We start from the raw sequence: 21,292 nt of genomic DNA, 5'->3' as shown, positions 1-21,292 counted from the left end.
TCAGCCTGCCGCCTGCGTCAGGCGCCCGGCCCGGCGCCGGTCGAGAATGCTGCCGCCATTGCCATAGCCGCGCTGATAGCGGTGTCCGACCCGATGCAGCGCCTGCTGCCATTGCTCAGCCGGCTGGCGCCCGGCATTGGCTGCCGGCAATTCGACCTCGTCGAAGCCGCAGGACAGGGCATAGGCGAACTGGTCGACGATCAGCGGGCCGCTGGCACGCAGCCTGCCGGTGAAACCGGCGCGACGAAGCTGCCGGGCGAGGCTGAAGCCGCGCCCGTCGGAGAAGGCCGGGAAGGTGACCGCGATCAGCGAAAGCTGCGGCAGCATCGCTGCGATCTCGTCGATACGGAGGTTGTTGGGAACGGCGACGCCGATCTGCTGGTCAGCCGTCCTATGGGCGAGCGCCTCCGGGAGCGCCTCCCAGGGCACGAGCGCATGGGCGATGTTGTCGACGGCCGCGCCGTCGCTGCGCGTCCAGGGGTCGGACGTGGTTCCGTCGCGGTCAAGCAGCACGGGCGAGCTCCAGGAAGGCCGCCTTGAAGGGGGCGAGGCCGATGCGGCGGACATTCTCGATGAAGCTCTCGTCCGGAAGGCGCTCGGCCAGGTAGACCCCGACGATCCGCTCGATCGCGTCCGGAACCTCCTCCGCCGCCAGGCCCGGGCCGAGGATCTCGCCGATCGCCGCGTCCTGGGTGGCGTCGCCGCCGAGCGTGATCTGGTAGGATTCGATGCCGCGCTTCTCCAGGCCGAGAATGCCGACATGGCCGACATGATGGTGGCCGCAGGCGTTGATGCAGCCGGAGATCTTGATGTTGAGCTCGCCGATCTGCTTCTGCCGCGCATCGTCGGCGAAGCGCCGCGCGATCGCCTGGGCGATCGGGATCGAGCGTGCGGTGGCCAGCGCGCAATAGTCGAGGCCGGGGCAGGCGATGATGTCGGTGATCAGGCCGATATTGGCGCTCGCCAGCCCGGCCTCGCCGAGGCGCCGCCAGATCGCGAAGAGATCGGACAGCTTCACATCCGGCAGGACGAGGTTCTGGGCATGGGTGACGCGGATCTCCGAGAAGGAGAACTCCTCGGCGAGATCGGCAACCAGCCGCATCTGTTCGCTCGTGGCGTCACCCGGCGCCTCGCCGACGGTCTTGAGCGAGATCGTCACGGCGGCATAGCCGGGCTGCTTGTGCTGCGTCGTATTGATCTCGACCCAGCGCGCGAAATCGGGATTGCCGGCCAGGGCCGTCTCGAGCGCCGCGCTCCGCTCCGGCAAGGCTCGATAAGCCGGGGGGGCGAAATAGGCGGCGATGCGCGCGACCTCTTCGGGGTCGGCATTGATCGAGGGCCCGTCGAGCCGGGCGAACTCCGCCTCGACGCGGCGGGTGAACTCGGCCAGCCCGGTCTCGTGGACGAGGATCTTGACCCTGGCCTTGAACTTGTTGTCGCGCCGGCCTTCGAGATTGTAGACGCGCATGATCGCCTCGAGATAGGCGAGCAATTCGGCCTTCGGGAGGTAATCGCGCACCACCTTGCCGATCATCGGCGTGCGGCCGAGGCCGCCACCGACGCTGACCTCGTAGCAGATCTGGTTGGTGTCGGGATGGCGGCGGATGCGCAGGCCGATGTCATGGGCCTTGATCACCGCCCGGTCCTGCTCGGCCCCGGTCACCGCGATCTTGAACTTGCGCGGCAGGTAGCTGAATTCCGGATGCTGCGACGACCATTGCCGGATCAGCTCGGCGGTCGGCCGCGGATCCTCGATCTCGTCGCGGGCGATGCCGGCGAAATGGTCCGCCGTGACGTTGCGGATGCAGTTGCCGGAGGTCTGGATGCAGTGCATCTCGACATCGGCGAGCAGGCCGAGGATCTCGGGCACGTCGCGCAGCTTCGGCCAGTTGAACTGCAGGTTGGTGCGCGTGGTGAAATGGCCGTAGCCGCGGTCGTAGCGTTCGCCGATCAGCGCGAGCTGGCGGAGCTGCCGCGAGGACAGGGTGCCATAGGGAATGGCGATCCGCAGCATATAGGCGTGGAGCTGGAGATAGACCCCGTTCTTCAGCCGCAGGGGCTTGAACTCGTCCTCGGTCAGCGAGCCGTCGAGGCGGCGGGCGACCTGATCGCCGAACTGCTCCACACGCTCGCGCACGAAGCGCTCGTCGAATTCGTCATAGCGGTACATGCGTCAGGTCCCCTGGCCGGCGGGCAAGATGCCGGCCCCGGCCTGCTTGCCGAGATCGGGGCGATTGCTCGGCCCGAGTGTCTTCATGCGCTCGCGATAATGGCGGGGCACTGGGCGGCCGGTTTCAAGCGCGACGTCGACGAGATAGGCGTCGACGACGCGCTGTGCGCCGAACTCGGCCGCGGCGAATGCTTCCAGGCGCTCTGCACCGGAATCGTCCGACGCGACCAGCGCCCGCGCCGGGTCGCGCGTCCAGGCGAGAGCCGCGCCGGCGACCGCGGCGAAGACGACGTCGCCATCGCACAGATCATTGGCCAGCAGGATGACGGGCAGGGCAGGGCGTTTCGCTGCGGCCGCCATCATGCCCTCCTGCCGCCGAGATGGCCGGGGCGGTACACGCTGCTGTCGCGTTCGATCGGATTCGGTCTGGACACTGGCGCTCGCTGCGTTCGCTATTACGAACGTTTAAAATAAACCGGCGAACGCCCTGCATCAATTCACATCAGATAGTGTGATTTTTCTTATTTCCGCTCTGCGGTGGGAGATTTGTCTTTTGCGCTCGGCCCCCGGGGATTGCCGGCGGGCGACCGCGGCCGTTCGTCAGGCCAGACCGCCGAGCCGGTAGCCGACGCCGGGCTCGGTCTCGATCAGCCGGGGCGTCGAGGGGTCGTCCTCGAGCTTCTGGCGCAACTGGCCGACGAAGACCCGCAGATACTGCACATCGTGCTCATGGGCTGGGCCCCAGACGGCGGTCAGGATCTGCTTGTGGGTGAGCACGCGGCCATGGCCGCCGGCGAGACAGGCGAGCAGATCGTATTCCTTGGGCGAGAGCTTCACCGGGACGCCGGCGCGGCTGACGCGGCGGTTGACCAGGTCGATCTCGACCGCTCCGGCGACGAGCACGGGCTCGGCGCCCTGCCGTTCGAGACGGTGGCGCAGTGCGACCCGCAGCCGCGCCAGCAATTCGCCGACGCCGAAGGGCTTCTCGACATAGTCGTCGGCGCCGGCATCGAGCGCGTCGATCTTCTCGGTCTCGCGGTCGCGGGCCGAAAGGATGATCACCGGCCCGTCATAGAAGGCGCGCGCCTTGGCCAGCGCCTCCTTGCCGTCCATGTCGGGCAGGCCGAGATCGAGCACCACCGCGTCCGGCGGCTTGCGGGCGATCTCGCGCAGTCCGGCCGTGGCGTCGTCGGCGCGGACCGGCTCGTAGCCGGCCGCGTCGAGGGCGGGGCCGAGGAAACGATGGATCTGGGGCTCGTCGTCGATGACGAGGATGCGGGGCCGGAAGGCCGTCATGAGCTTGTCTTTCCGCCTGCGACTTCCTTGCGCAGGCTGATCAGGATGCGGGTGCCGCCCTTCGAGCCGTCGGGGCGTTCGCGGATCGGGCTGGCGGCGGCGATCCGCCCGCCCATCGCCTCGACGAAGCCCTTGGCGATGGCGAGGCCGAGGCCGGCGCCCTTGCCGCGCTCGCCGCCGCGATCGATCGCCTCCTCGAGGCGGCGGAATTTCTCGAAGACTCGCTCCAGCTCGGCGGTCGGAATGCCGCGGCCCTCGTCCTCGATCGAGATCACGACATTGCCCCGGTCTTCAAAGGCGGCCGTCTCGATCAGCGCGCCATCCTCGCTGTAGGTGATGGCGTTTTCGAGAATGTTGACCAGCACCTGCTCGAGCAGGACCGGATCGGCGCGGACCATGGAGAGCTCCGCCGGGAAATCGCGCAGTGCCCGGCGCTGGCCGAGCCGGCGCGCGACGCGCGCCAGCGCCGCCGCTATCACTTCGCGGACGTCGATCCAGTCGCGCCGCGCCAGCAAAGCGCCGCCCTCCAGCTTCGCCATGTCGAGCAGATCGCCGACATAGCGGTTGAGCCGCTCCGCGTCCTCGCGGATCGAGAGCAGCAGATCGTCGCGCACCGCGGGCTTCATCGAGGCGCCGTAGTCGATCAGGGTGGTGGCCGAGCCGAGCACGGTCGCCAGCGGGGTGCGCAGGTCATGGCTGACCGAGTTGAGCAGCGCCGCGCGCAGGCGGTCGCTGCGGCGCAGCGCTTCGGCATCGACCGCGGCGGCGGCAAGCTCTGCGCGTTCGATGGCGATCGCGCCCTGGTCGAGCAAGGCGAGTGCGAACCGTTCATTCTCGGCCGCCGCCAGGGAGCTGGGTTCGAAGCCGACCACGCCGGAGCGCGAGCGCACGCCCTGCAGCGGGCGGAAGGTCCAGCCGGCATTGGGCAAGGTGCCGGTGCCGGCGCCGGCCGGCTCGCCGCGATTCCAGGTCCAGCGCGCGGCGGTCATGTCGGCGGTCGAGAGCGGTTCCAGCTCGGGCGCCCCGGCGATGGCGGCGATCTCGCCATCCGTCGGCAGCAGGACCACGACCTTGCCGGAGGTCGCGGCCGAGACCTGCTCGGCGAGAATGGCGGCGGCATCCTCCTTGCGGGCAGCGCCGGAGAGGCGGCGGCTGGCGGCGAGCAGGGCGGTGATGGCCGAGGCGCGCCGTGCCGTCGCTTTCGCCTGGTCACGGACACGCCCGGTCAGGCCGCCCGTGGTCATGGCGACGGCGAAGAACACCAGGAAGGTCAGCACGTCGGCGGGGTGGCCGATCCAGAAGGAAAGCCGCGGCTGCAGGAAGAAGAAGTTATAGGCGAAGGCGGCGAGCGCGGCGGCCGTGACCGCCGGCCAGAGCCCGAAGGCGAGGCCGGAGCCTAGCACGCTGACCATGAACAGCATGGCGAGGTTGGCGTTCTCGACGTGCCGGTCGAGCAGGGCCGCGAGCCCGATGGCCACCGCGACCATCGCAATGGCGCCGAGGTGACCGCGCCAGGCGAAACGGGGCTTTGCCGGCGCGATGGCGGGTTCCGGTGCCGGTCCCGCTGCCGTTTCGGTGATGATGTGCAGCGCCGCCCCGTTCTGCGCCTTCAGCAGCTCGGGCGCCAGCGAGCGGTGGAGCAGCGCCCGCCAGCCCCGGCGGTGCGATTTGCCGACGACGATCTGGGTGACGTTGTTGCGCCTGGCGTATTCCAGCACGGCGCCGACGAGGTCGTCGCCGTTGAGGACGACGCTCGCCCCGCCGAGCTGCTCGGCGAGCTTCAGCGCCTCGACCAGCGGCAGGCCTCGCCCAGCGTCCGGCGCCGCGCGGTTCGGCCTCTCGACATGGGCGACGGTCCAGGGCGCGTCCATCATCATGTCCGAGAGCCGCCGGCCGGCACGGACCAGCGGCCCGGCCATGGCGTCGGGTCCGATCAGGACGAGGATGCGCTCGCCGGCGGCCCAGGGGCCCTCGACGCCGGCGCGCTTCATCGCCTGGCTGAGCTGGTCGTCGACCGTCTGCGCCGCCCGGCGCAAGGCGAGCTCGCGCAGCGCGGTCAGGTTTTCGGGCTTGAAGAAATTGCTCGCGGCGAGCCGCGCGGTCTCGGGCAGGTAGACCTTGCCCTCGTCCATGCGCTGGCGCAGCTCGGTCGGGGTGATGTCGATCAGCTCGATCTCGTCGGCCCGGCTGAGCGCGCTGTCGGGCACTGTCTCGCGCTGGCGCGCGCCGGTGATCTTCCAGATCACCTCGACCAGGCTCTCGAGGTGCTGGACATTCAGCGTCGTCCAGACGTCGATGCCGGCCTGCAGCAGCTCCTCGACATCCTGCCAGCGCTTGGGATGGCGGCTGCCGGGGGCGTTGGAGTGGGCGTATTCGTCGACCAGCAGCAGGCGCGGCTTGCAGGCCAGCGCGGCATCGAGGTCGAACTCCATCAGGATGCGGCCGCGATGCTCGATCGGCCGGCGCGCCATGACCTCGAGCCCCTCGAGCAGCGCTTCTGTCTCACGGCGGCCATGGGTCTCGACGACGCCGACCAGCACCTCGCCATGCTCGGCCTGGGCTCGGCGTCCCTGCGTCAGCATCTCATAGGTCTTGCCGACCCCCGGCGCCATGCCGAGAAAGATCTTCAGCCGGCCGCGCTTGCCGCGGCCGGCCGATGAGAGCAGGGCGTCGGGGTCGGGGCGACCCTCTTCCCGGAAGCGTGACTCGTCCGTTGTCATGGCCCTTTAAGGTTGCGGCCGCGGATAGCGCGCGTCGAGAGCAATGTTGACGGCGAGCACGTTGACACGCGGCTCGCCCAGCAATCCGAAGGTCGAGCCTTCGGTATTGGCGGCGATCACCGCCAATATCTCGGCCGGCGCGACCTTGCGAGCGGCGGCGATGCGCGCGACCTGCCGCGCCGCGTAGGCCGGCGAGACATGCGGGTCGAGGCCCGAGGCGGAGGCGGTGACCGCGTCGACCGGGATCGGGGCGGTGGCCTCCGTGCGCAGCGTCTCGGCATCGGCCTTGATGCGGGCGGCGAGATCCTCGTTCAGCGGGCCGAAATTCGAGCCCGAGGACGAGGAGGCGTCATAGCCCTCCTTGCCGGCGGCCGAGGGGCGGGGGCGCAGATAGGCCTCGCCCTTGAAGTTCTGGCCGATCCATTGCGAGCCGATGACTACGCCGTTCGCATTGTAGAGCAGCGAGCCGCCGGCCTGCGCCGGAAACAGCGCCTGGGCGAGGCCGGTGACGCCCAAGGGATAGGCGAGGCCGAGCAGGAGGGTGAAGAAGACCATCGAGACGATGGCGGGGCGAAGATGCGAGATCATGAATTTTGTCCTTTCCCGCGACTCAGGCGAGCCCGAGCGCCGCGACGATCACGTCGATCAGCTTGATGCCGATGAAGGGCGCGATCAGCCCGCCGATGCCGTAGAGGGTGAGGTTGCGCGAGAGCAGCTTTGCCGCGCCGATCGCCCGGTAGCGCACGCCGCGCAGCGCCAGCGGGATCAGCGCGACGATGACCAGCGCGTTGAAGATCACCGCCGAGAGAATGGCGCTCTGCGGGCTCGACAGGCCCATGACGTTGAGCGCGCCCAGCGCCGGCAGCGAGCCGACGAAGAGGGCCGGGATGATGGCGAAATATTTCGCCACGTCGTTGGCGATCGAGAAGGTGGTGAGCGCGCCGCGGGTGATCAGCAGCTGCTTGCCGACCTCGACGATCTCCAGGACCTTGGTCGGGTCCGAGTCGAGATCGACCATGTTGCCGGCCTCGCGCGCCGCCTGGGCGCCGGTCTGCATGGCGACGCCGACATCCGCCTGGGCGAGCGCCGGGGCGTCGTTGGCGCCGTCGCCGCACATCGCCACCAGCCGGCCCTTGGCCTGCTCGGCGCGGATGATGCGCAGCTTGTCCTCGGGCGTCGCCTCGGCGAGGAAGTCGTCGACGCCGGCTTCGGAGGCGATGGCTGCGGCGGTGACCGGGTTGTCGCCGGTGATCATCACGGTGCGCACGCCCATGCGGCGCAGGTCGGCGAAGCGCTCCTTGACGCCCGGCTTGACCACGTCCTTGAGGTGGATGACGCCGGCAAGCGCGCCATTCTCGCTGACGGCGAGCGGCGTGCCACCCGAACGGGCGATCGCGTCGATCGCCTGGCGCAGCTCGGGCAGGACCTGGCCCTCGCTGAGGTCGAGGGTCCTGATCACCGCGTCGACCGCGCCCTTGCGCCAGGACCTGCCGTCGACGTCGAGGCCGGACTGGCGGGTCGTCGCACTGAACGGGATCGCGGTCGCCCCGGCGGGGATCTCCGCCTCGATCCCCAGGCCGCGGGCCAGCTCAACGATCGAGCGGCCTTCCGGCGTCTCGTCGGAGAGCGAGGCCATCAGCGCAGCGCGCAGGGCGGCATCCGGGCGCGTGCCCGGCGCGGGGATGACCTCGACCGCCATGCGGTTGCCGAAAGTGATGGTGCCGGTCTTGTCGAGCAGGAGCGTGTCGATGTCGCCGGCCGCCTCGACGGCGCGGCCGGAGGTAGCCAGCACGTTGACCTTGAGCAACCGATCCATGCCGGCGATGCCGACGGCGCTGAGCAGGCCGCCGATCGTGGTCGGGATCAGGGTGACGAAGAGGGCGCCGAGCACCATCGGGTCGAGCGAGACGTTCGAGAAGGCGCCGAGCCCGGTCAGGGTCACCACGGCGATCAGGAAGACCAGCGTCAGCCCGGCGAGCAGCACGGCGAGCGCCAGCTCGTTCGGGGTCTTGCGCCGGTCGGCGCCCTCGACCATGGCGATCATCCGGTCGAGGAAGGAGGAGCCCGGCCGCGAGGTGACCTTCACCTTGATCCAGTCGGAGACGACGGTGGTGCCGCCGGTGACGGCCGAGCGGTCGCCGCCGCTCTCGCGGATGACGGGGGCGGATTCGCCGGTAATCGCCGCCTCGTTGACCGAGGCGACGCCCTCGACGATCTCGCCGTCGGCGGGGACGACGTCGCCGGCCTCGACCAGCACGATGTCGCCGGGTGCGAGCTCATGGGCCGGCGTCGGGATCATCGCATTGCGCGAGGCGTCGATGATCAGCTTGGCCTTGGTGGTGACGCGGGTGGCGCGCAGCGAATCCGCCGCTGCCTTGCCGCGCCCCTCGGCGATCGCCTCGGCGAAATTGGCGAAGAGCACGGTCAGCCAGAGCCAGGTCGCGATCTGGACCGGGAAGGCGGCCGGCTGGCCGCCCGCGATGGCGACCACGGCCGAGACCGTGGCCAACGCCGCCACGACCTCGGTGGCGAGGATGACCGGATTGCCGGCTAGCGCGCGCGGGTCGAGCTTGGTGAAGGCGCTCTTCAGGGCCGTGAGGATCACGGCCTGGTCGAAAGCGCCGGATCTGGCGAGTGATAAGCTCATCGAAGTCGGTTCCTTTTTCGGCTCAGCGGCTAGCCGCAAGCACCTGGAAGTGCTCGACGATCGGCCCAAGCGCGAGCGCGGGGAAATATTGCAGACCGCCCAGGATCAGGACGATGCCGAGCAGCAGGCCTACGAAGAGCGGGCTGTCGGCCGGCAAGGTGCCGGCTGTCGGCTGCAGCTTCGGCTTGGCGGCGATGGCGCCGGCCATGGCCAGCACCGGGACGACATAGGCGAAGCGGCCGAGCAGCATGGCGATGCCGAGCGTGGTGTTCCACCAGGGCGCGTTGGCGGTCAGACCGGCGAAGGCCGAACCGTTGTTTCCTGCCGCCGAGGAGTAGGCGTAGAGGATTTCGCTCAGCCCGCGCGGGCCCTTGTTGAGCAGCCCCTCGAGCGCGACAGGCAGCACCGCCGCGACGGCCGAGAAGCCGAGGATGGCAAGCGGCAGGATCAGCACCGCCAGCATGGCGAACTTGATCTCGCGCGCCTCGACCTTCTTGCCGAGATATTCCGGCGTGCGCCCGACCATCAGCCCGGCGACGAAGACGGCGAGCAGCGCCATCACCACCATGCCGTAGAGGCCGGAGCCGACGCCGCCGGGCAGGATCTCGCCAAGCTGCATCATGAACATCGCGACGCCGCCGCCGAGCGGCATGAACGAGCCGTGCATCGCATTGACCGAGCCGTTCGAGGCGCCGGTGGTCTGCGCCGCCCACATCGCCGAGGCGGCGGGGCCGAAGCGCACTTCCTTGCCTTCCATATTGGCGGGTGCGTCGGTGATGCCGGCGGCGATCATCGCCGGCTGCGGCGTCAGGGTCTCGGAGGCATAGATCGCCGAGGCGGCCGCCGCGACGAGGATGACCATCACCGCCAGCAGGGCACGGGCTTCCTTGCGGGCGCCGACGGCACGGCCGAAGGCGACGACCGTGCCGAAGGCGAGCGCGTTCAGCGAGATCACCTCGATCAGGTTGGTCAGTGGTGTCGGATTCTCGAACGGGTGGGCCGAGTTGACGTTGAACAGGCCACCGCCATTGGTGCCCCATTGCTTGATCGCTTCCTGGCTCGCCGTCGGTGCCAGCGCGATGACCTGCTTCGCGCCTTCGACGGTCGCCGCCTCGACATTGGCGAGCAGGCTTTGCGGCACGCCGGCCGCGACCAGCGCGAGCGCGGTCACGATCGAGACCGGCAGCAGGACGTATAGAACGCTGCGGGTCAGATCGACCCAGAAATTGCCGAGGTTCTCGCCGCGATCGGCGACGAAGGCGCGCGATACGGCGCAGGCGACGGCGAGCCCGGCGCCGGCGGAGACGAAGTTCTGCACCGTCAGCCCCATCATCTGGGAAAGATGGCTCATCGTCGTCTCGCCGCCATAGGACTGCCAGTTGGTGTTGGTGACGAAGCTGACCGCCGTGTTGAAGGCGAGATGCGGCGAGAGGCCGTCGAACCCTTGCGGGTTCAGCGGCAGCAGGTTCTGCAGGCGCAATTGCAAGTAGAGCAGCACGAAGCCCGCGGCGCTGAAGGCGATCAGCGCGCCGGCATAGCCGTACCAGTTCTGGCCCTTGCCCCGGTCGACGCCGAGCGCAGCATAGAGCCCGGCCTCGACCGGCCGCAGCACCGGGTCGAGCCCGGTGCGCCCGCCGGCCCAGACGCGTGCCATGAAGATTCCGAGCGGCCAGCCCACGGCCACCGTCAACGCGATCGTCAGAGCGATCTCGGCCCAGCCCCGCCATTCCATGCGAGGTCTCCTTTGTCTTTCGAGTTCAGAAGCGGTCGGGGCGCAGCAGCGCGGCGACCATGTAGACCGCGAGCCCGATGGCGGCGGTCGCATAAAGGACGGTGAGCGCCATGGCCGTCAGACCTTGCGCAGCAGCGCCGCATAGAGGCCGAAAAGCGCGAAGGCCCCGGTCCCGAGCGCAAAGAACAGAATGTCGGCCATTTCGATCTCCAGCCTGTGTTTCAGGCCGGAGATGTGGGGGCGGGCAGGGTAAGGGGTCGAGCGGGAAGGGCGGGGGGCAGCATAAGGGCTGCATAAGGGCCGCAGGCGCGAAGGCGGGCAGTTGCCGGCGCGTCGCGGGCGATCCCTGTCCACGCCAGGCCGGCGCCGTTACGTCATAGATGGCTTGTGCTCAGGCGCCGCGCGCCGCAGTCAGTTGGCCGCGTCGAGCCCGGCGGCGGTGACGAATGCCGAGAGGGCCATGCCCGCCCACACGATTTCGTTCACGACTCCGTGGAGCGGGATCATGCCCATCGTCACGGCGGAAAGGCCGACGGCAAGGAACAGCGTCGAGGCAGCGAGGATGCCTTGCATGGATTTTCCCTCCCGTTGTTCGCGAAACGCCGCGCGTGGCGGCGGGTTCCGAGAAAAATCGCGAGCGGCTGATGACTATCGCTGATGAGTCGTGCCTCTCTGGCGAGAGGCGGTGATGCGAGCGGCGCGAGCGAGGGGAGGTGGCAATGGAGTATCGGTTTCGCGGCGGCTGCCATTGCGGCGCGCTAGGCGTCGATCTCCGGATTTCGCGGCCGCCGGAGGATCAGATTCTCGGCGCCTGCCAGTGCTCGTTCTGCCGCAAGCACAATGCCCGCACGGTATCCGATCCGAAGGCGCACGCACGCCTGATCGTGCATGAGCCGGCCGAGCTGCAGCGCTACCGGTTCGGGCTCGGCGCCTCCGAGGTCGTGCTCTGCCGGCGCTGCGGCGTCTATGTCGCCATGCTGATGCGCGAGCGCGGCCGGGTCTGGACGACGATCAACATCGATACGCTCGACGAGCGTATCCGCTTTACCCGACCGGCCGAGCCCCGGGATTTCAGTGGCGAATCGATCGACGGCCGGCTCGAGCGCCGAAAGGCGCGCTGGACGCCGACGGAACTGGTCGGCTGGCCGGGCGAGGAGGGGCCGGGTTAAGCCGGCGCCGGCGCGGCCAGGAGCGCCAGCCGCCGCCGCGTCGTTTCGGACAGCGGCCGCGAGCGCCGCGTCTCGTCGTCCATCAGCACCAGCACGGTGATGGCGCTGGCGGTGCAGCGTCCGCCCTGGAACAGCGCCTGCTCCAGCCGGATCGAACTGCGGCCGACCGCGGCGACGCGGCTGCCGATCTCGACCTCGCCCGGCCAGTGCATCTCGGCGCGGAAGTCGACTTCGAGGCGAGCGACGACGAAGGCGCCACCAGGCTCGGCCAGCGGAACCTGCGCATCGTAGATCAGCTCGACGCGGCCGGTTTCGAGCAGGGTCGAGAACACGGCATTATTGATGTGGCCCTGCCGGTCGGTGTCGCCGTAGCGGAGCTTGTCCCGGGTTCGCAGCGGAAAATCGGCAATGGCGATCTCGTCGGACAAGGCGGCCTCCGCGCGCGGCCGGATCGGACGCCGCCGCTACTGGCGGAAGGGGTGGGATTCGAACCCACGGTGGGCTTTCACCCACGGCGGTTTTCAAGACCGCTGCCTTAAACCACTCGGCCACCCTTCCGGCACGCCCGTCATTGCCGTTGCCGGCGGGTTTTTGCAAGCGCGCCGGTGCCGGCGCTGCGAACGGCGCCTTTCCCCTTGGCCGATATCGTCAGCTTTATCGTTTCTTGCCAGTTGTTTACGAGAGTTCTTCCAGGGCGCTCGCAGGGCCGGCTCCGGGCGTGTCGAGGCAGGATGACGGGCGTTGCGGCGCTGCAACTCTGGCCCGAAAAATGGCGCCGGCATGGTGACGGATTGACAGTTGCCGCATTTCCGACACCTTTGTGCCCGCCCAAGGGGGGTGGCTGGGTTTCCGTTAACGGTGTCGCGTCCACGCCTCGCCGACTTAACGATCCCTTAACAGGATTGGCCGAAAGCTCCTGCTTCGCCGCGATCGCGTGGCGTCGGCAGCATGTTTTTTGGCGCAGAAGCGGGAACTTAAGGCATGATGCGAGGCGCAAGCTCTTCGGCTCCGGTGGTATCCCGCGCCAATGCAGCCCGCGACGACGCCCGCTCCCGCAAGCCCGTCCTCAAGACTGCCGCACGCCTCGGTTGCGTCGCGCTCGCCGGCCTGTTCCTCGCCAATTGCGCCAATGATGGCGTGGCCCGCCGTGGCAAGTCGAAAGAGATCGGTGCCTTCCCATCGTCGAAATACGGGCCGGCCAGCGCCCGTGTCGTCGAGGACGGCCAGCCGGTTCCCAAGGGCGGCGGGCGGCAGTTGATCGGCCGCAGCTATACGGTCGCCGGCAAGCGCTACACGCCATACGACAAGCCTGTCGGCCATACGCTGGTCGGCACCGCCTCCTGGTATGGCGAGGCCTTCCATGGCCGCCGCACCGCCAACGGCGAAGTCTACGACCGCCATGGCATCAGCGCCGCGCACCCGACCATGCCGCTGCCGGCCTATGCCCGTGTCACCAATGTGATCAACCACCGCTCGATCATCGTGCGCGTCAACGATCGCGGCCCGTTCCATGGCGGCCGGATCATGGACGTGTCGCAGCGTACCGCCGACGCGCTCGCCTTCCGTCATCTCGGCACGGCGCGCGTCAAGGTCGAGTATCTCGGCCAAGCTTCGCTCGGCGGCTCCGACGACAAGCTTCTGCTCGCCTCGCTGCGCACCGACGGCCAGCCGGCCTCGATCCCGGGGCAGAGCTCGCGCACCCTTATCGCCAGCACGACGCAGGTCGATCTCGACCGCACGCCCAGTCCCGACATCGAGGATCAACGCCCGCAGCCGGCCCCGGTTCCCGCCCGTGCGTCGCAGCCGGTGGTGCAGGCCTATGCCGAGCGGACGCCTGCGCCGCAGAGCCCGATCCAGGTTACGACCGCCAGCTTCCAAGCCGAAGGCGTGCCGGTGCGCGGCGTCAGGCTTCCGCCCGAGCGCCCGTTCGACCTCGACACCATCGCCAATGCCGGCACCCCGGTGCCAGTGCTGCGCCCCGCCGTCGCGACGATGCCGTTGCGGGCGCCGCGCACCAGCGTCGCAAGCCTGTTCGCCGCGCCGGAGAAGGCGCCGAGCGCGCGCTTCGCAGCTGGCCATCCGCTGGCCTCCGGCGTGAAGCCGCAGGTTCTTCAGCCGCTTGCGCGGAATTGATCCGCTCCGGGCTTGACCGCCCGGCGCGCGCCATCATCTGATCCTGATATGGCGCAAACTCGTTCAATCATGGCGTTCGGCCGTTTCCTGTCGGGTGGCTTGCGCTCTCTCGGCGCCCTGGCCTTTTTGCTCGCCGCAGTTCCCGGCGCGGCTGGCGCCCAGAGCTTCCAGTCGGCTGCGCCCCATGCGGTCCTGCTCGATTCCGGCAGCGGCGCCGTCCTCTACGAGAAGGCGGCCGATGAGTTGGTGGTACCGGCCAGCCTCGCCAAGATCGCGACGGCGCTGGTCGTCTTCCAGGAGATCGCAGAGGGCCGGATGACCCTCGACACCGAGATCTCGATCTCGGAGAACGCCTGGCGCAAGGGCGGTGGCATCTCCGGCGGCTCGACCATGTTCGCCGAGGTCAACAGCCGGGTGAAGCTCGGCGACATGCTGCAGGGCCTGATCGTGCAGTCCGGCAACGACGCCGCCATCGCCCTGGCCGAGGCGATCGCCGGCGACGAGGCGAATTTCGCGCGGCTGATGACGGAGCGCGTGCGGGCACTCGGCCTGAGCAAATCGGTCTTCCGCAATGCGACGGGCATGGCCGATCCGCAGCAGAAGGTCACTGCCCGGGAGATGGCGCGGCTTTCCGACCACATCATCAAGACCTATCCGGAGCTCTACCGGATCTTCGGCCAGCGCGAGTTCACCTGGAACAAGATCAAGCAGCAGAACCGCAACCCGCTGCTGGCGATGGATATCGGCGCCGACGGCCTGAAGACCGGCAATGTCGACGATTCCGGCTATGGGCTGGTCGGTTCGGCGGTCCAGAAGGAGCAGCGCCTGATCGTCGTGCTCACCGGGCTGAAGAATGCCCGCGAGCGGGCGAATGAGGGGCGCAAGCTGCTGGAATGGGGCTTCCGTTCCTTCGAGCAGCGCCAGGTCTTCGCGGCGGGCGAAACCGTCGGGGAGGCCAGCGTCTTCGGTGGCGAGAAGGGACGGGTCGCGCTCCGGGCCAAGGGGCCGGTCAACCTGCTGGTGCCGCGCGGCAGCAGCGAGCGGCTCAATGCCCGCATCGTCTACCAGGGGCCCTTGCAGGCGCCGGTGGAGGAGGGCGCGCAGGTGGCCCGGCTGCTGGTGACGCGGGGCGAGGTCAAGACGCTCGACATCCCGCTCTACACGGCCGAGGCGGTGCGGATCGGCAGCCTGCAGCAGCGCGCCCTCGATGCGTTGTTCGAAGCGGCGACGGGCTGGGTCCGCAAGGCGCTCGGCCGGAGCTGAGCGCAGGATGGCGAAACGGAAACTCACCCCGGCTGTGCCGGAAGCCGGGCATTTCATCACGCTGGAGGGCGGGGAGGGGGCCGGCAAGTCGACGCTGGCGAAGGCGCTGGCCAGCCGTCTCGAGGCGCTGGGAATCGCCGTCGAACTGACGCGCGAGCCCGGCGGCTCGCCGAAGGCCGAGCGCATCCGGACCTCGCTGCTGGCAGGCCAGGTCAAGCCTTTTGGTGCCTTTGCCGAGGCGCTGATGTTCTCCGCGGCGCGCATCGACCATATCGACCGACGGATTCGGCCGGCGCTGGAGCGCGGCGCCTGGGTGATCTGCGACCGTTTCATCGACTCGACGCGGGTCTACCAGGGCGCCCTGGGCGAGATCGCTCCCGGCAAGCTTGCGGCGCTGGAAGCGATCGCCATCGCGGGGCTCAAACCCGAGCTGACCTTCATCCTCGACCTGGCGCCCGAGACCGGACTGGCCCGCGCCGCCCGCCGCCGGCAGCCGGGCGAGGCGGTCGACCGCTTCGAGAGCGAGACGCTCGCCTTCCACCGCCGCTTGCGGCAGGCCTATCTCGACATCGCCGCGGCCGAGCCCGCGCGCTGTGTCGTGCTCGATGCCAGCCTGACGCCGGAGCGCCTGGTCGAACAGGCCTGGGAAGCGCTGGCCAGCCGGCTGCCCTTGCCGCAGATTGCGCCCGCATGATCGAATCGAGCAACGAGCCCGACCGCCTGCCGAACGCGCCGCATCCGCGCGAGACGCTGGCGCTGATCGGCCATCAGCGGCAGGAGCAGGCCTTCCTCGCGGCCCTGCGCTCCGGCCGCCTGCACCATGCCTGGCTGCTGGGCGGGCCGGAGGGCATAGGCAAGGCGAGCTTCGCCTATCGCGTCGCGCGCTTCCTGCTCGCGGACGGCGATCCGATGCGGCGCGCCGGCGCGGCCACCGATCTCGCCATGGCCGCCGAGGATGGCGCGACACGCAAGATCATGGCGCAGTCGCATCCGGACCTGCATCTGCTGCGGCGCATCCCGAAGCCCGACGGCAAGAGCTTCACCAGCAACATCCCCGTCGATCTGGTCCGCCGCGTGCTCGAGCGCTTCGGCTCCAGCGCCGGGCAGGGCGGCTGGCGGGTCTGCATCGTCGATTCGAGCGAGGAGCTCGACCGTTCCGCCGGCAATGCCCTGCTGAAGCTGCTGGAGGAGCCGCCGGCCCGCACGCTCTTCCTGATCGTTGCGCATGCACCGGGCCGGATCCTGCCGACGATCCGCTCGCGCTGCCGGCTGCTCGCCTTCGAGCCGCTCGGCGAAAGCGAGGTCGCCGCGGCGGCAAGGCTGGCGCTCGAGCGGATGGGGCTGCCTTGCGACGACTCGGCGCTACAGCGGGCGGCGGCGCTCTCGGACGGCTCGGTGAAGCGGGCGCTGAGCTATGTCGACCCTGAGACGCTGGCCCTGGTCGAGGCGGTGAGGGCGCGCCTCGACGCCCTGCCGGGCATTGATCTGGCGGCGCTGCTGGCGCTCGGCGAGGAGGTCGCAGGCAAGGCCGGCGAGGCCGGGTTCGCGGTGATGATCGAGACCGTGCAGGGCTGGCTCAGCGGCCACCTCCACGCGCATGCCGCCGCCGGGCCGGCGCGGCTTGCACCCCTCGCGGAGGTATGGGAGAGACTTGCGCGCGCGGCTCGCGAGGTGGAAACCTATAATCTCGACCGCCGCCCCCTCGTCATGTCGCTGTTTCACGATCTGTCGGAGGCGGTAGCCCGGTCGCGCGCGGCCTGAAACGACAGAGCACCGGACAGATCATGGCCTCGGCCCCGACCTTCTACATCTCGACCGCGATCTCTTATCCCAATGGCGCGCCGCATATCGGCCACGCCTATGAGGTGGTCGCGGCCGACGCGATCGCGCGCTTCAAGCGGCTCGATGGCTACGACGTCTTCTTCCAGACCGGCACCGACGATCACGGCCTGAAGATCCTTCAAGCCGCGGCGAAGGAGGGCATCAGCGCCCGCGAGCTGGTCGACCGCACGGCGCCGCGTTTCCAGGCGATGGCCGATGCGCTGAACTGTGCCTATGACCGCTTCATCCGCACGGTCGATGCCGACCATGTGCCCTCGACGCTCGAATTGTGGCGGCGGATGGAGGCCAATGGCGACATCTATCTCGACCGCTATGCAGGCTGGTACTCGGTGCGCGACGAGGCCTATTACGGCGAGGAAGAGACGCATCTCGACGCCGAGGGCGTCCGCATCGGCCCGCAGGGCACGCCGGTCGAATGGACCGAGGAGGAGAGCTATTTCTTCCGGCTCTCGGCCTATCAGGACCGGCTGCTGGCGCATTACGCAGCCGATCCCGCGTTCATCGGCCCCGACACGCGCCGCAACGAGGTGGTGAGCTTCGTCAAGGGCGGGCTGCAGGACCTCTCGATCAGCCGCACCACCTTCGACTGGGGCCTGCCCGTGCCGGGCGACCCGAAGCATGTGATGTATGTCTGGGTCGATGCGCTGAACAACTATGTCACCGGCTGCGGCTTCCCGGACGAGAAGGATCCGCGCTGGCGCTTCTGGCCGGCCGATGTCCATGTCATCGGCAAGGACATCATCCGCTTTCACGCGGTCTACTGGCCGGCCTTCCTGATGTCGGCGGGGCTGGCTTTGCCCAAGCGCGTCTTCGGCCATGGCTTCCTGCTCACCAAGGGCGAGAAGATGTCGAAGTCGCTCGGCAATGTCGTCGATCCGTTCGATCTGGCGAAGGCCTATGGCGTCGACCAGCTGCGCTATTTCTTCCTGCGCGAGGTCTCCTTCGGCCAGGACGGCAATTACAGCCATGAGGCGATTGTCGGGCGGATCAATGCCGATCTCGCCAACGACCTCGGCAACCTGGCGCAGCGCTCGCTCTCGATGATCGCCAAGAATTGCGAGGGCAGGGTGCCTGCCCAGGGCGAGCTCACCGAGGGCGACCGGGCGATGCTGGCGCAGGCCGACGGGCTGGTGCTGAAGTCGCGCGCCGCTATCGAGGATCTCGCGCTTCACACCGTGCTGGCGGAGATCTGGGCCGTGATCGCCGAGGCGAATCGCTATTTCGCCAATAACGAGCCCTGGCGCCTGAGCAAGACCGACCCGGCACGGCGCGACACGGTGCTTTATGTGACGATCGAGACGATCAGGCAGGTCGCCATCCTGACGCAAGCCGTCATGCCGCAGGCGATGGCCAGGCTGCTCGACCTGCTGGCGGTCGATGCCGGCGCGCGCGATTTCGCGGTGTTGGGCGAGGCCGGCCGTCTGGTCACGGGCACCAGCCTGCCGGCGCCGAGCGCGGTCTTCCCGCGCTATGTCGAGCCCGAAGAAGCTCCGGCTGCCTGATGCTGATCGATACGCATTGCCATCTCGACTTCCCCGACTTCGCCGAGGATATCGAGGCTTACGTTGCCCGGGCGGAAGCGGCCGGCGTCGGCCGCATGGTGACGATCTCGACGCGCGTTTCGCGCTTCGCGACCTATGCGGCGCTGGCCGAACGCTTCCCCTCCGTGTGGTGCACGGTCGGCACGCATCCTCATGGCGCGCATGAGGAACTCGACGTCACGGCCGATCGACTGGTCGAGTTGTCGCGCCATCCGCGCTGCGTCGCCATCGGCGAGGCCGGGCTCGACTACCATTACGACAAGAGCCCGCGCGAGGCGCAGGCTCAGGGACTGCGCACGCATATCGACGCAGCGCGGCAGACGCAGCTGCCGCTCGTCATCCATTCCCGCGAAGCCGATGAAGACATGGCGGCGATCCTACGCGAGGAGATGGGGAAGGGTGCCTTCCACGCCATCCTGCACTGCTTCACCGCCGGCGGAATGCTGGCCCGGACCGGTGTCGAACTCGGCCTCTATGTCTCCTTCTCCGGCATCCTGACCTTCAAGACCTCGGAAGCGCTGCGCGCCATCGCCCGCGAGATTCCGCTGGAGCGACTGCTGGTCGAGACCGATGCGCCGTATCTGGCGCCGTCACCCTATCGCGGGAAGCGCAACGAACCGGCCTATGTCGTTGAAACCGCGAAGGTTCTGGCTGACGTCAAAGGCCTTTCCTTCGACGAGATCGCACGCATCACGAGCGAGAATGCGCGCCGCTGCTACTGGAAGATGGACCACGCCGCACGCCCGGCGCAGGTCGGCTGAGCCGGGACGATGGCCGCATGAGCCTGACGCTCACGATCCTCGGTTGCGGTTCTTCGGGCGGCGTGCCGCGGCCGGGCTCCGGCTGGGGAGCCTGCGACCCGGCCGAGCCGAAGAACCGCCGCCGCCGCTGCTCGCTCCTGGTCGAGCGCGCCGGGGCCGCCGGGACCACGAGCGTGCTGGTCGACACCACGCCGGACCTGCGCGAGCAATTGATCGGCGCCGGCGTGACCCGGCTCGACGCTGTGCTGTTCAGCCATGACCATGCCGACCATACCCATGGCATCGACGATCTGCGCGCGCTGGTCCTGCACATGCGCAAGCGCATCCCGGTCCATGCCGATGCGGTGACGGCCGCAACGCTGCGCGCACGCTTCGCCTATCTGTTCGAGACGCCGCCGGGCAGTCTCTACCCACCGATTCTCGACCTTGCGCCGCTGGCCGCCGGCGAAGTCCACGCCGTCGACGGTCCGGGCGGCACCGTCGAGGCCTTGCCGTTCCGGCTCGAGCATGGGCCGGGCTATGACGCTCTCGGCTTCCGCTTCGGCGACATCGGCTATGCGCCCGATGTCAGCGCGATCCCGCCCGAGGCGATGGCGGCGATGGCCGGGCTCGACCTGCTGATCCTCGACTGCCTGCGCGAGTCGCCGCATCCGAGCCATTTCAACCTGGAGCAGTCGCTCGACGCGATCGCGCTGCTGAAGCCGCGCCGGACGGTCCTGACCAATCTGCATGTCGATCTCGATTATGCGGTTCTTTCCAAGCGTTTGCCGGTGAATGTCGAACCGGCCTATGACGGAATGATGCTGACTGGCTGATCGCGGCACGCGGCCCAGATGGCCTCTTGGCCAGGAAGTATCAGTCAGTTTAAGTTCCATAATATGTCTTATGCGAATTGAGCGTGGCCCTGATTGCCGGGCCCAAGCAGCTGCCGGTTTCCTCCTCCTCCTCCGCTCTTCGAAGCTGCCGGCGCAGGCGCTGCCGGGAGCTCCCGGCCTGCAACTATCCGGCTGGGGCGCAGCGACGAACCCTGGAGACGCGGCTCGCCTCTCTTGCCATTCCGAAGCCGCGATGCCCTAATCCTCGGGAACGTCCGGCTTCGCTGCCGGGCGGCGCGCGGATGCGAAGGCCTTGAAGAGCCTTTCCGCTTACTCATGGGAGGATCCAGTATGCTCAAATCCGGTTGGCTCGGCGCGATCGCGCTCGCGGCCCTCGCACAATTCGTGCCTTCGGCGCCCGCAGAAGCGCAGGCCTGGCCGCAGAAGCCGGTCAGCTTCATCGTGCCGTTCCCGGCCGGCGGCGGCACCGACGCCTTCGCCAGGCCGCTGGCGGCGCAGATCGAGCAGCAGCTCGGCCAGCGCATCCTGATCGACAATCGCGCCGGAGCCGGCGGCACGGTCGGCGCCTCGGCTGCCGCGAAGGCAGCGGGTGACGGCTACACCTTCTTCATCGGCGCGGCCCATCACGCCATCGCGCCGGCGCTCTACCCCAAGCTCGACTACAACATCGAGACCGATTTCATCCCCGTCGGCGTGATCGCGCAGCCACCGCAGGTCGTCGTCGTGCATCCCGGCAAGGTCGAGGCCAAGACGCTGGCCGAGTTGATCGAGTTCGGCCGCAAGAACCCGGACAAGCTCAATTACGGCTCGGCCGGCAACGGCACGACGCATCATCTCGCCGGCGAGCTGTTCAAGCTGCTCACCAAGGCGAACTTCACCCATGTGCCCTATCGCGGCGCCGGGCCGCTGATGCAGGATCTCGTCGCCGGACAGGTCGACCTCGCCTTTGACGGGCTCGGCTCCTCGGCCGCCCAGATCGCCGGTGGCAAGCTCAGGGCGCTGGCCGTTGCGGCTCCGAAGCGCACCCCGGCCTTCCCGGACGTTCCGACCGCGGCCGAGGCGGGGCTTCCCGGCTACGAGGTCTCGACCTGGTATGCGATGTGGGCGCCGAAGAACACGCCGCCCGAGGTCGTCGAGAAGATGACCGCCGAGCTGAAGAAGGCGCTCGCTGCGCCGATGATC

At 68.8% G+C, this 21,292-nt stretch carries 20 protein-coding genes and 1 tRNA gene; 9 read left to right on the top strand and 12 right to left on the bottom strand.

All coding sequences use genetic code 11. The features are described from left to right. The 10 genes from V6M56_RS03675 to V6M56_RS03635 form a co-directional block, all read right to left on the bottom strand. A complete protein-coding gene (locus V6M56_RS03675) occupies positions 1–513 on the bottom strand; it encodes a DUF934 domain-containing protein (protein ID WP_332681343.1) in 513 nt (170 codons plus the stop codon). After that, positions 503–2,170, bottom strand: a complete 1,668-nt coding sequence (locus V6M56_RS03670; RefSeq protein ID WP_332681342.1) for a nitrite/sulfite reductase — start codon at positions 2,168–2,170, stop codon at positions 503–505. The genes V6M56_RS03675 and V6M56_RS03670 overlap by 11 nt, the downstream gene beginning before the upstream one ends. 3 nt (positions 2,171–2,173) lie before the next feature. Beyond that, positions 2,174–2,530 (bottom strand): DUF2849 domain-containing protein, encoded by a 357-nt coding sequence (locus V6M56_RS03665; RefSeq protein WP_332681340.1) that lies wholly within the window; start codon positions 2,528–2,530, stop codon positions 2,174–2,176. Positions 2,531–2,770: 240 nt separating this feature from the next. Next, a complete protein-coding gene (locus tag V6M56_RS03660) occupies positions 2,771–3,466 on the bottom strand; it encodes a response regulator (protein WP_332681337.1) in 696 nt (231 codons plus the stop codon). Next, positions 3,463–6,186, bottom strand: a complete 2,724-nt coding sequence (locus V6M56_RS03655) for a sensor histidine kinase KdpD (protein WP_332681335.1) — start codon at positions 6,184–6,186, stop codon at positions 3,463–3,465. Before V6M56_RS03655 ends, V6M56_RS03660 begins: the two co-directional genes overlap by 4 nt. Before the next feature lie 6 nt (positions 6,187–6,192). Further along, positions 6,193–6,774, bottom strand: coding sequence for a potassium-transporting ATPase subunit KdpC (gene kdpC, locus V6M56_RS03650; RefSeq protein WP_332681334.1), 582 nt, complete (start codon positions 6,772–6,774; stop codon positions 6,193–6,195). Between the two features lie 22 nt (positions 6,775–6,796). Then, on the bottom strand, positions 6,797–8,833 hold the full coding sequence (gene kdpB / locus V6M56_RS03645; protein ID WP_332681332.1) for a potassium-transporting ATPase subunit KdpB: 2,037 nt from the start codon (positions 8,831–8,833) through the stop codon (positions 6,797–6,799). Positions 8,834–8,855: 22 nt separating this feature from the next. Further along, a complete protein-coding gene (gene kdpA / locus V6M56_RS03640) occupies positions 8,856–10,565 on the bottom strand; it encodes a potassium-transporting ATPase subunit KdpA (protein WP_332681330.1) in 1,710 nt (569 codons plus the stop codon). A 25-nt stretch (positions 10,566–10,590) separates the two neighbouring features. After that, entirely contained in the window at positions 10,591–10,677 is an 87-nt protein-coding gene (gene kdpF / locus V6M56_RS22645; protein WP_442881072.1) for a K(+)-transporting ATPase subunit F, read from the bottom strand. A 299-nt stretch (positions 10,678–10,976) separates the two neighbouring features. Then, positions 10,977–11,138 (bottom strand): hypothetical protein, encoded by a 162-nt coding sequence (locus V6M56_RS03635; protein WP_332681328.1) that lies wholly within the window; start codon positions 11,136–11,138, stop codon positions 10,977–10,979. A gap of 146 nt (positions 11,139–11,284) precedes the next feature. Between V6M56_RS03635 and V6M56_RS03630 the strand changes: the two genes are divergently transcribed. Continuing rightward, a complete protein-coding gene (locus tag V6M56_RS03630; RefSeq protein ID WP_332681327.1) occupies positions 11,285–11,734 on the top strand; it encodes a GFA family protein in 450 nt (149 codons plus the stop codon). Here the strand turns inward: V6M56_RS03630 and V6M56_RS03625 are convergent. Both V6M56_RS03625 and V6M56_RS03620 read right to left on the bottom strand, forming a co-directional pair. Continuing rightward, positions 11,731–12,162 (bottom strand): acyl-CoA thioesterase, encoded by a 432-nt coding sequence (locus V6M56_RS03625; RefSeq protein WP_332681326.1) that lies wholly within the window; start codon positions 12,160–12,162, stop codon positions 11,731–11,733. The two genes, V6M56_RS03630 and V6M56_RS03625, sit on opposite strands and share 4 nt — an antisense overlap. A 40-nt stretch (positions 12,163–12,202) precedes the next feature. After that, positions 12,203–12,292, bottom strand: a tRNA-Ser gene (locus V6M56_RS03620). Positions 12,293–12,715: 423 nt separating this feature from the next. Here V6M56_RS03620 and V6M56_RS03615 point away from each other — a divergent pair. From V6M56_RS03615 to V6M56_RS03580, 8 genes are all read left to right on the top strand, one after another. Beyond that, the gene (locus V6M56_RS03615) at positions 12,716–13,867 is read left to right on the top strand and encodes a septal ring lytic transglycosylase RlpA family protein (RefSeq protein ID WP_332681324.1); all 1,152 of its coding nucleotides are present in this window, start codon (positions 12,716–12,718) and stop codon (positions 13,865–13,867) included. A gap of 69 nt (positions 13,868–13,936) precedes the next feature. Continuing rightward, the gene (locus V6M56_RS03610; RefSeq protein ID WP_332681323.1) at positions 13,937–15,130 is read left to right on the top strand and encodes a D-alanyl-D-alanine carboxypeptidase family protein; all 1,194 of its coding nucleotides are present in this window, start codon (positions 13,937–13,939) and stop codon (positions 15,128–15,130) included. Positions 15,131–15,137: 7 nt separating this feature from the next. After that, positions 15,138–15,824, top strand: coding sequence for a dTMP kinase (gene tmk / locus V6M56_RS03605; protein WP_332681321.1), 687 nt, complete (start codon positions 15,138–15,140; stop codon positions 15,822–15,824). Further along, positions 15,821–16,891 carry a DNA polymerase III subunit delta' gene (locus V6M56_RS03600; RefSeq protein WP_332681319.1) on the top strand — a complete coding sequence of 357 codons (1,071 nt, stop codon included), beginning with the start codon at positions 15,821–15,823 and terminating at the stop codon, positions 16,889–16,891. The genes tmk and V6M56_RS03600 overlap by 4 nt, the downstream gene beginning before the upstream one ends. A gap of 23 nt (positions 16,892–16,914) precedes the next feature. After that, complete coding sequence (gene metG, locus V6M56_RS03595; RefSeq protein WP_332681318.1) at positions 16,915–18,474, top strand: methionine--tRNA ligase; 1,560 nt, start codon at positions 16,915–16,917, stop codon at positions 18,472–18,474. Beyond that, complete coding sequence (locus V6M56_RS03590; RefSeq protein ID WP_332681317.1) at positions 18,474–19,274, top strand: TatD family hydrolase; 801 nt, start codon at positions 18,474–18,476, stop codon at positions 19,272–19,274. The genes metG and V6M56_RS03590 overlap by 1 nt, the downstream gene beginning before the upstream one ends. 17 nt (positions 19,275–19,291) lie before the next feature. After that, a complete protein-coding gene (locus V6M56_RS03585) occupies positions 19,292–20,089 on the top strand; it encodes an MBL fold metallo-hydrolase (protein WP_332681316.1) in 798 nt (265 codons plus the stop codon). Between the two features lie 351 nt (positions 20,090–20,440). Next, positions 20,441–21,292: Bug family tripartite tricarboxylate transporter substrate binding protein (locus V6M56_RS03580; protein WP_332681314.1), on the top strand; the 852-nt coding region annotated here is incomplete at its 3' end.

Origin of the sequence: Allobosea sp. (genome assembly GCF_036675845.1) — a bacterium.
Classification (GTDB): domain Bacteria; phylum Pseudomonadota; class Alphaproteobacteria; order Rhizobiales; family Beijerinckiaceae; genus Allobosea.
The sequence above is the reverse complement of the archived record's forward strand: the minus strand, read 5'-3'. Positions and strand labels throughout refer to the sequence as shown.

What these genes read in the sequence shown, in the direction of transcription:
- V6M56_RS03670 (WP_332681342.1), bottom strand. Translation starts at nt 2,170, where the DNA reads ATGTACCGCTATGACGAATTCGACGAGCGCTTCGTGCGCGAGCGTGTG.
- V6M56_RS03665 (WP_332681340.1), bottom strand. Translation starts at nt 2,530, where the DNA reads ATGGCGGCCGCAGCGAAACGCCCTGCCCTGCCCGTCATCCTGCTGGCC.
- V6M56_RS03660 (WP_332681337.1), bottom strand. Translation starts at nt 3,466, where the DNA reads ATGACGGCCTTCCGGCCCCGCATCCTCGTCATCGACGACGAGCCCCAG.
- V6M56_RS03655 (WP_332681335.1), bottom strand. Translation starts at nt 6,186, where the DNA reads ATGACAACGGACGAGTCACGCTTCCGGGAAGAGGGTCGCCCCGACCCC.
- kdpC (WP_332681334.1), bottom strand. Translation starts at nt 6,774, where the DNA reads ATGATCTCGCATCTTCGCCCCGCCATCGTCTCGATGGTCTTCTTCACC.
- kdpB (WP_332681332.1), bottom strand. Translation starts at nt 8,833, where the DNA reads ATGAGCTTATCACTCGCCAGATCCGGCGCTTTCGACCAGGCCGTGATC.
- kdpA (WP_332681330.1), bottom strand. Translation starts at nt 10,565, where the DNA reads ATGGAATGGCGGGGCTGGGCCGAGATCGCTCTGACGATCGCGTTGACG.
- kdpF (WP_442881072.1), bottom strand. Translation starts at nt 10,677, where the DNA reads ATGGCGCTCACCGTCCTTTATGCGACCGCCGCCATCGGGCTCGCGGTC.
- V6M56_RS03635 (WP_332681328.1), bottom strand. Translation starts at nt 11,138, where the DNA reads ATGCAAGGCATCCTCGCTGCCTCGACGCTGTTCCTTGCCGTCGGCCTT.
- V6M56_RS03630 (WP_332681327.1), top strand. Translation starts at nt 11,285, where the DNA reads ATGGAGTATCGGTTTCGCGGCGGCTGCCATTGCGGCGCGCTAGGCGTC.
- V6M56_RS03615 (WP_332681324.1), top strand. Translation starts at nt 12,716, where the DNA reads ATGATGCGAGGCGCAAGCTCTTCGGCTCCGGTGGTATCCCGCGCCAAT.
- V6M56_RS03610 (WP_332681323.1), top strand. Translation starts at nt 13,937, where the DNA reads ATGGCGTTCGGCCGTTTCCTGTCGGGTGGCTTGCGCTCTCTCGGCGCC.
- tmk (WP_332681321.1), top strand. Translation starts at nt 15,138, where the DNA reads ATGGCGAAACGGAAACTCACCCCGGCTGTGCCGGAAGCCGGGCATTTC.
- V6M56_RS03600 (WP_332681319.1), top strand. Translation starts at nt 15,821, where the DNA reads ATGATCGAATCGAGCAACGAGCCCGACCGCCTGCCGAACGCGCCGCAT.
- metG (WP_332681318.1), top strand. Translation starts at nt 16,915, where the DNA reads ATGGCCTCGGCCCCGACCTTCTACATCTCGACCGCGATCTCTTATCCC.
- V6M56_RS03590 (WP_332681317.1), top strand. Translation starts at nt 18,474, where the DNA reads ATGCTGATCGATACGCATTGCCATCTCGACTTCCCCGACTTCGCCGAG.
- V6M56_RS03585 (WP_332681316.1), top strand. Translation starts at nt 19,292, where the DNA reads ATGAGCCTGACGCTCACGATCCTCGGTTGCGGTTCTTCGGGCGGCGTG.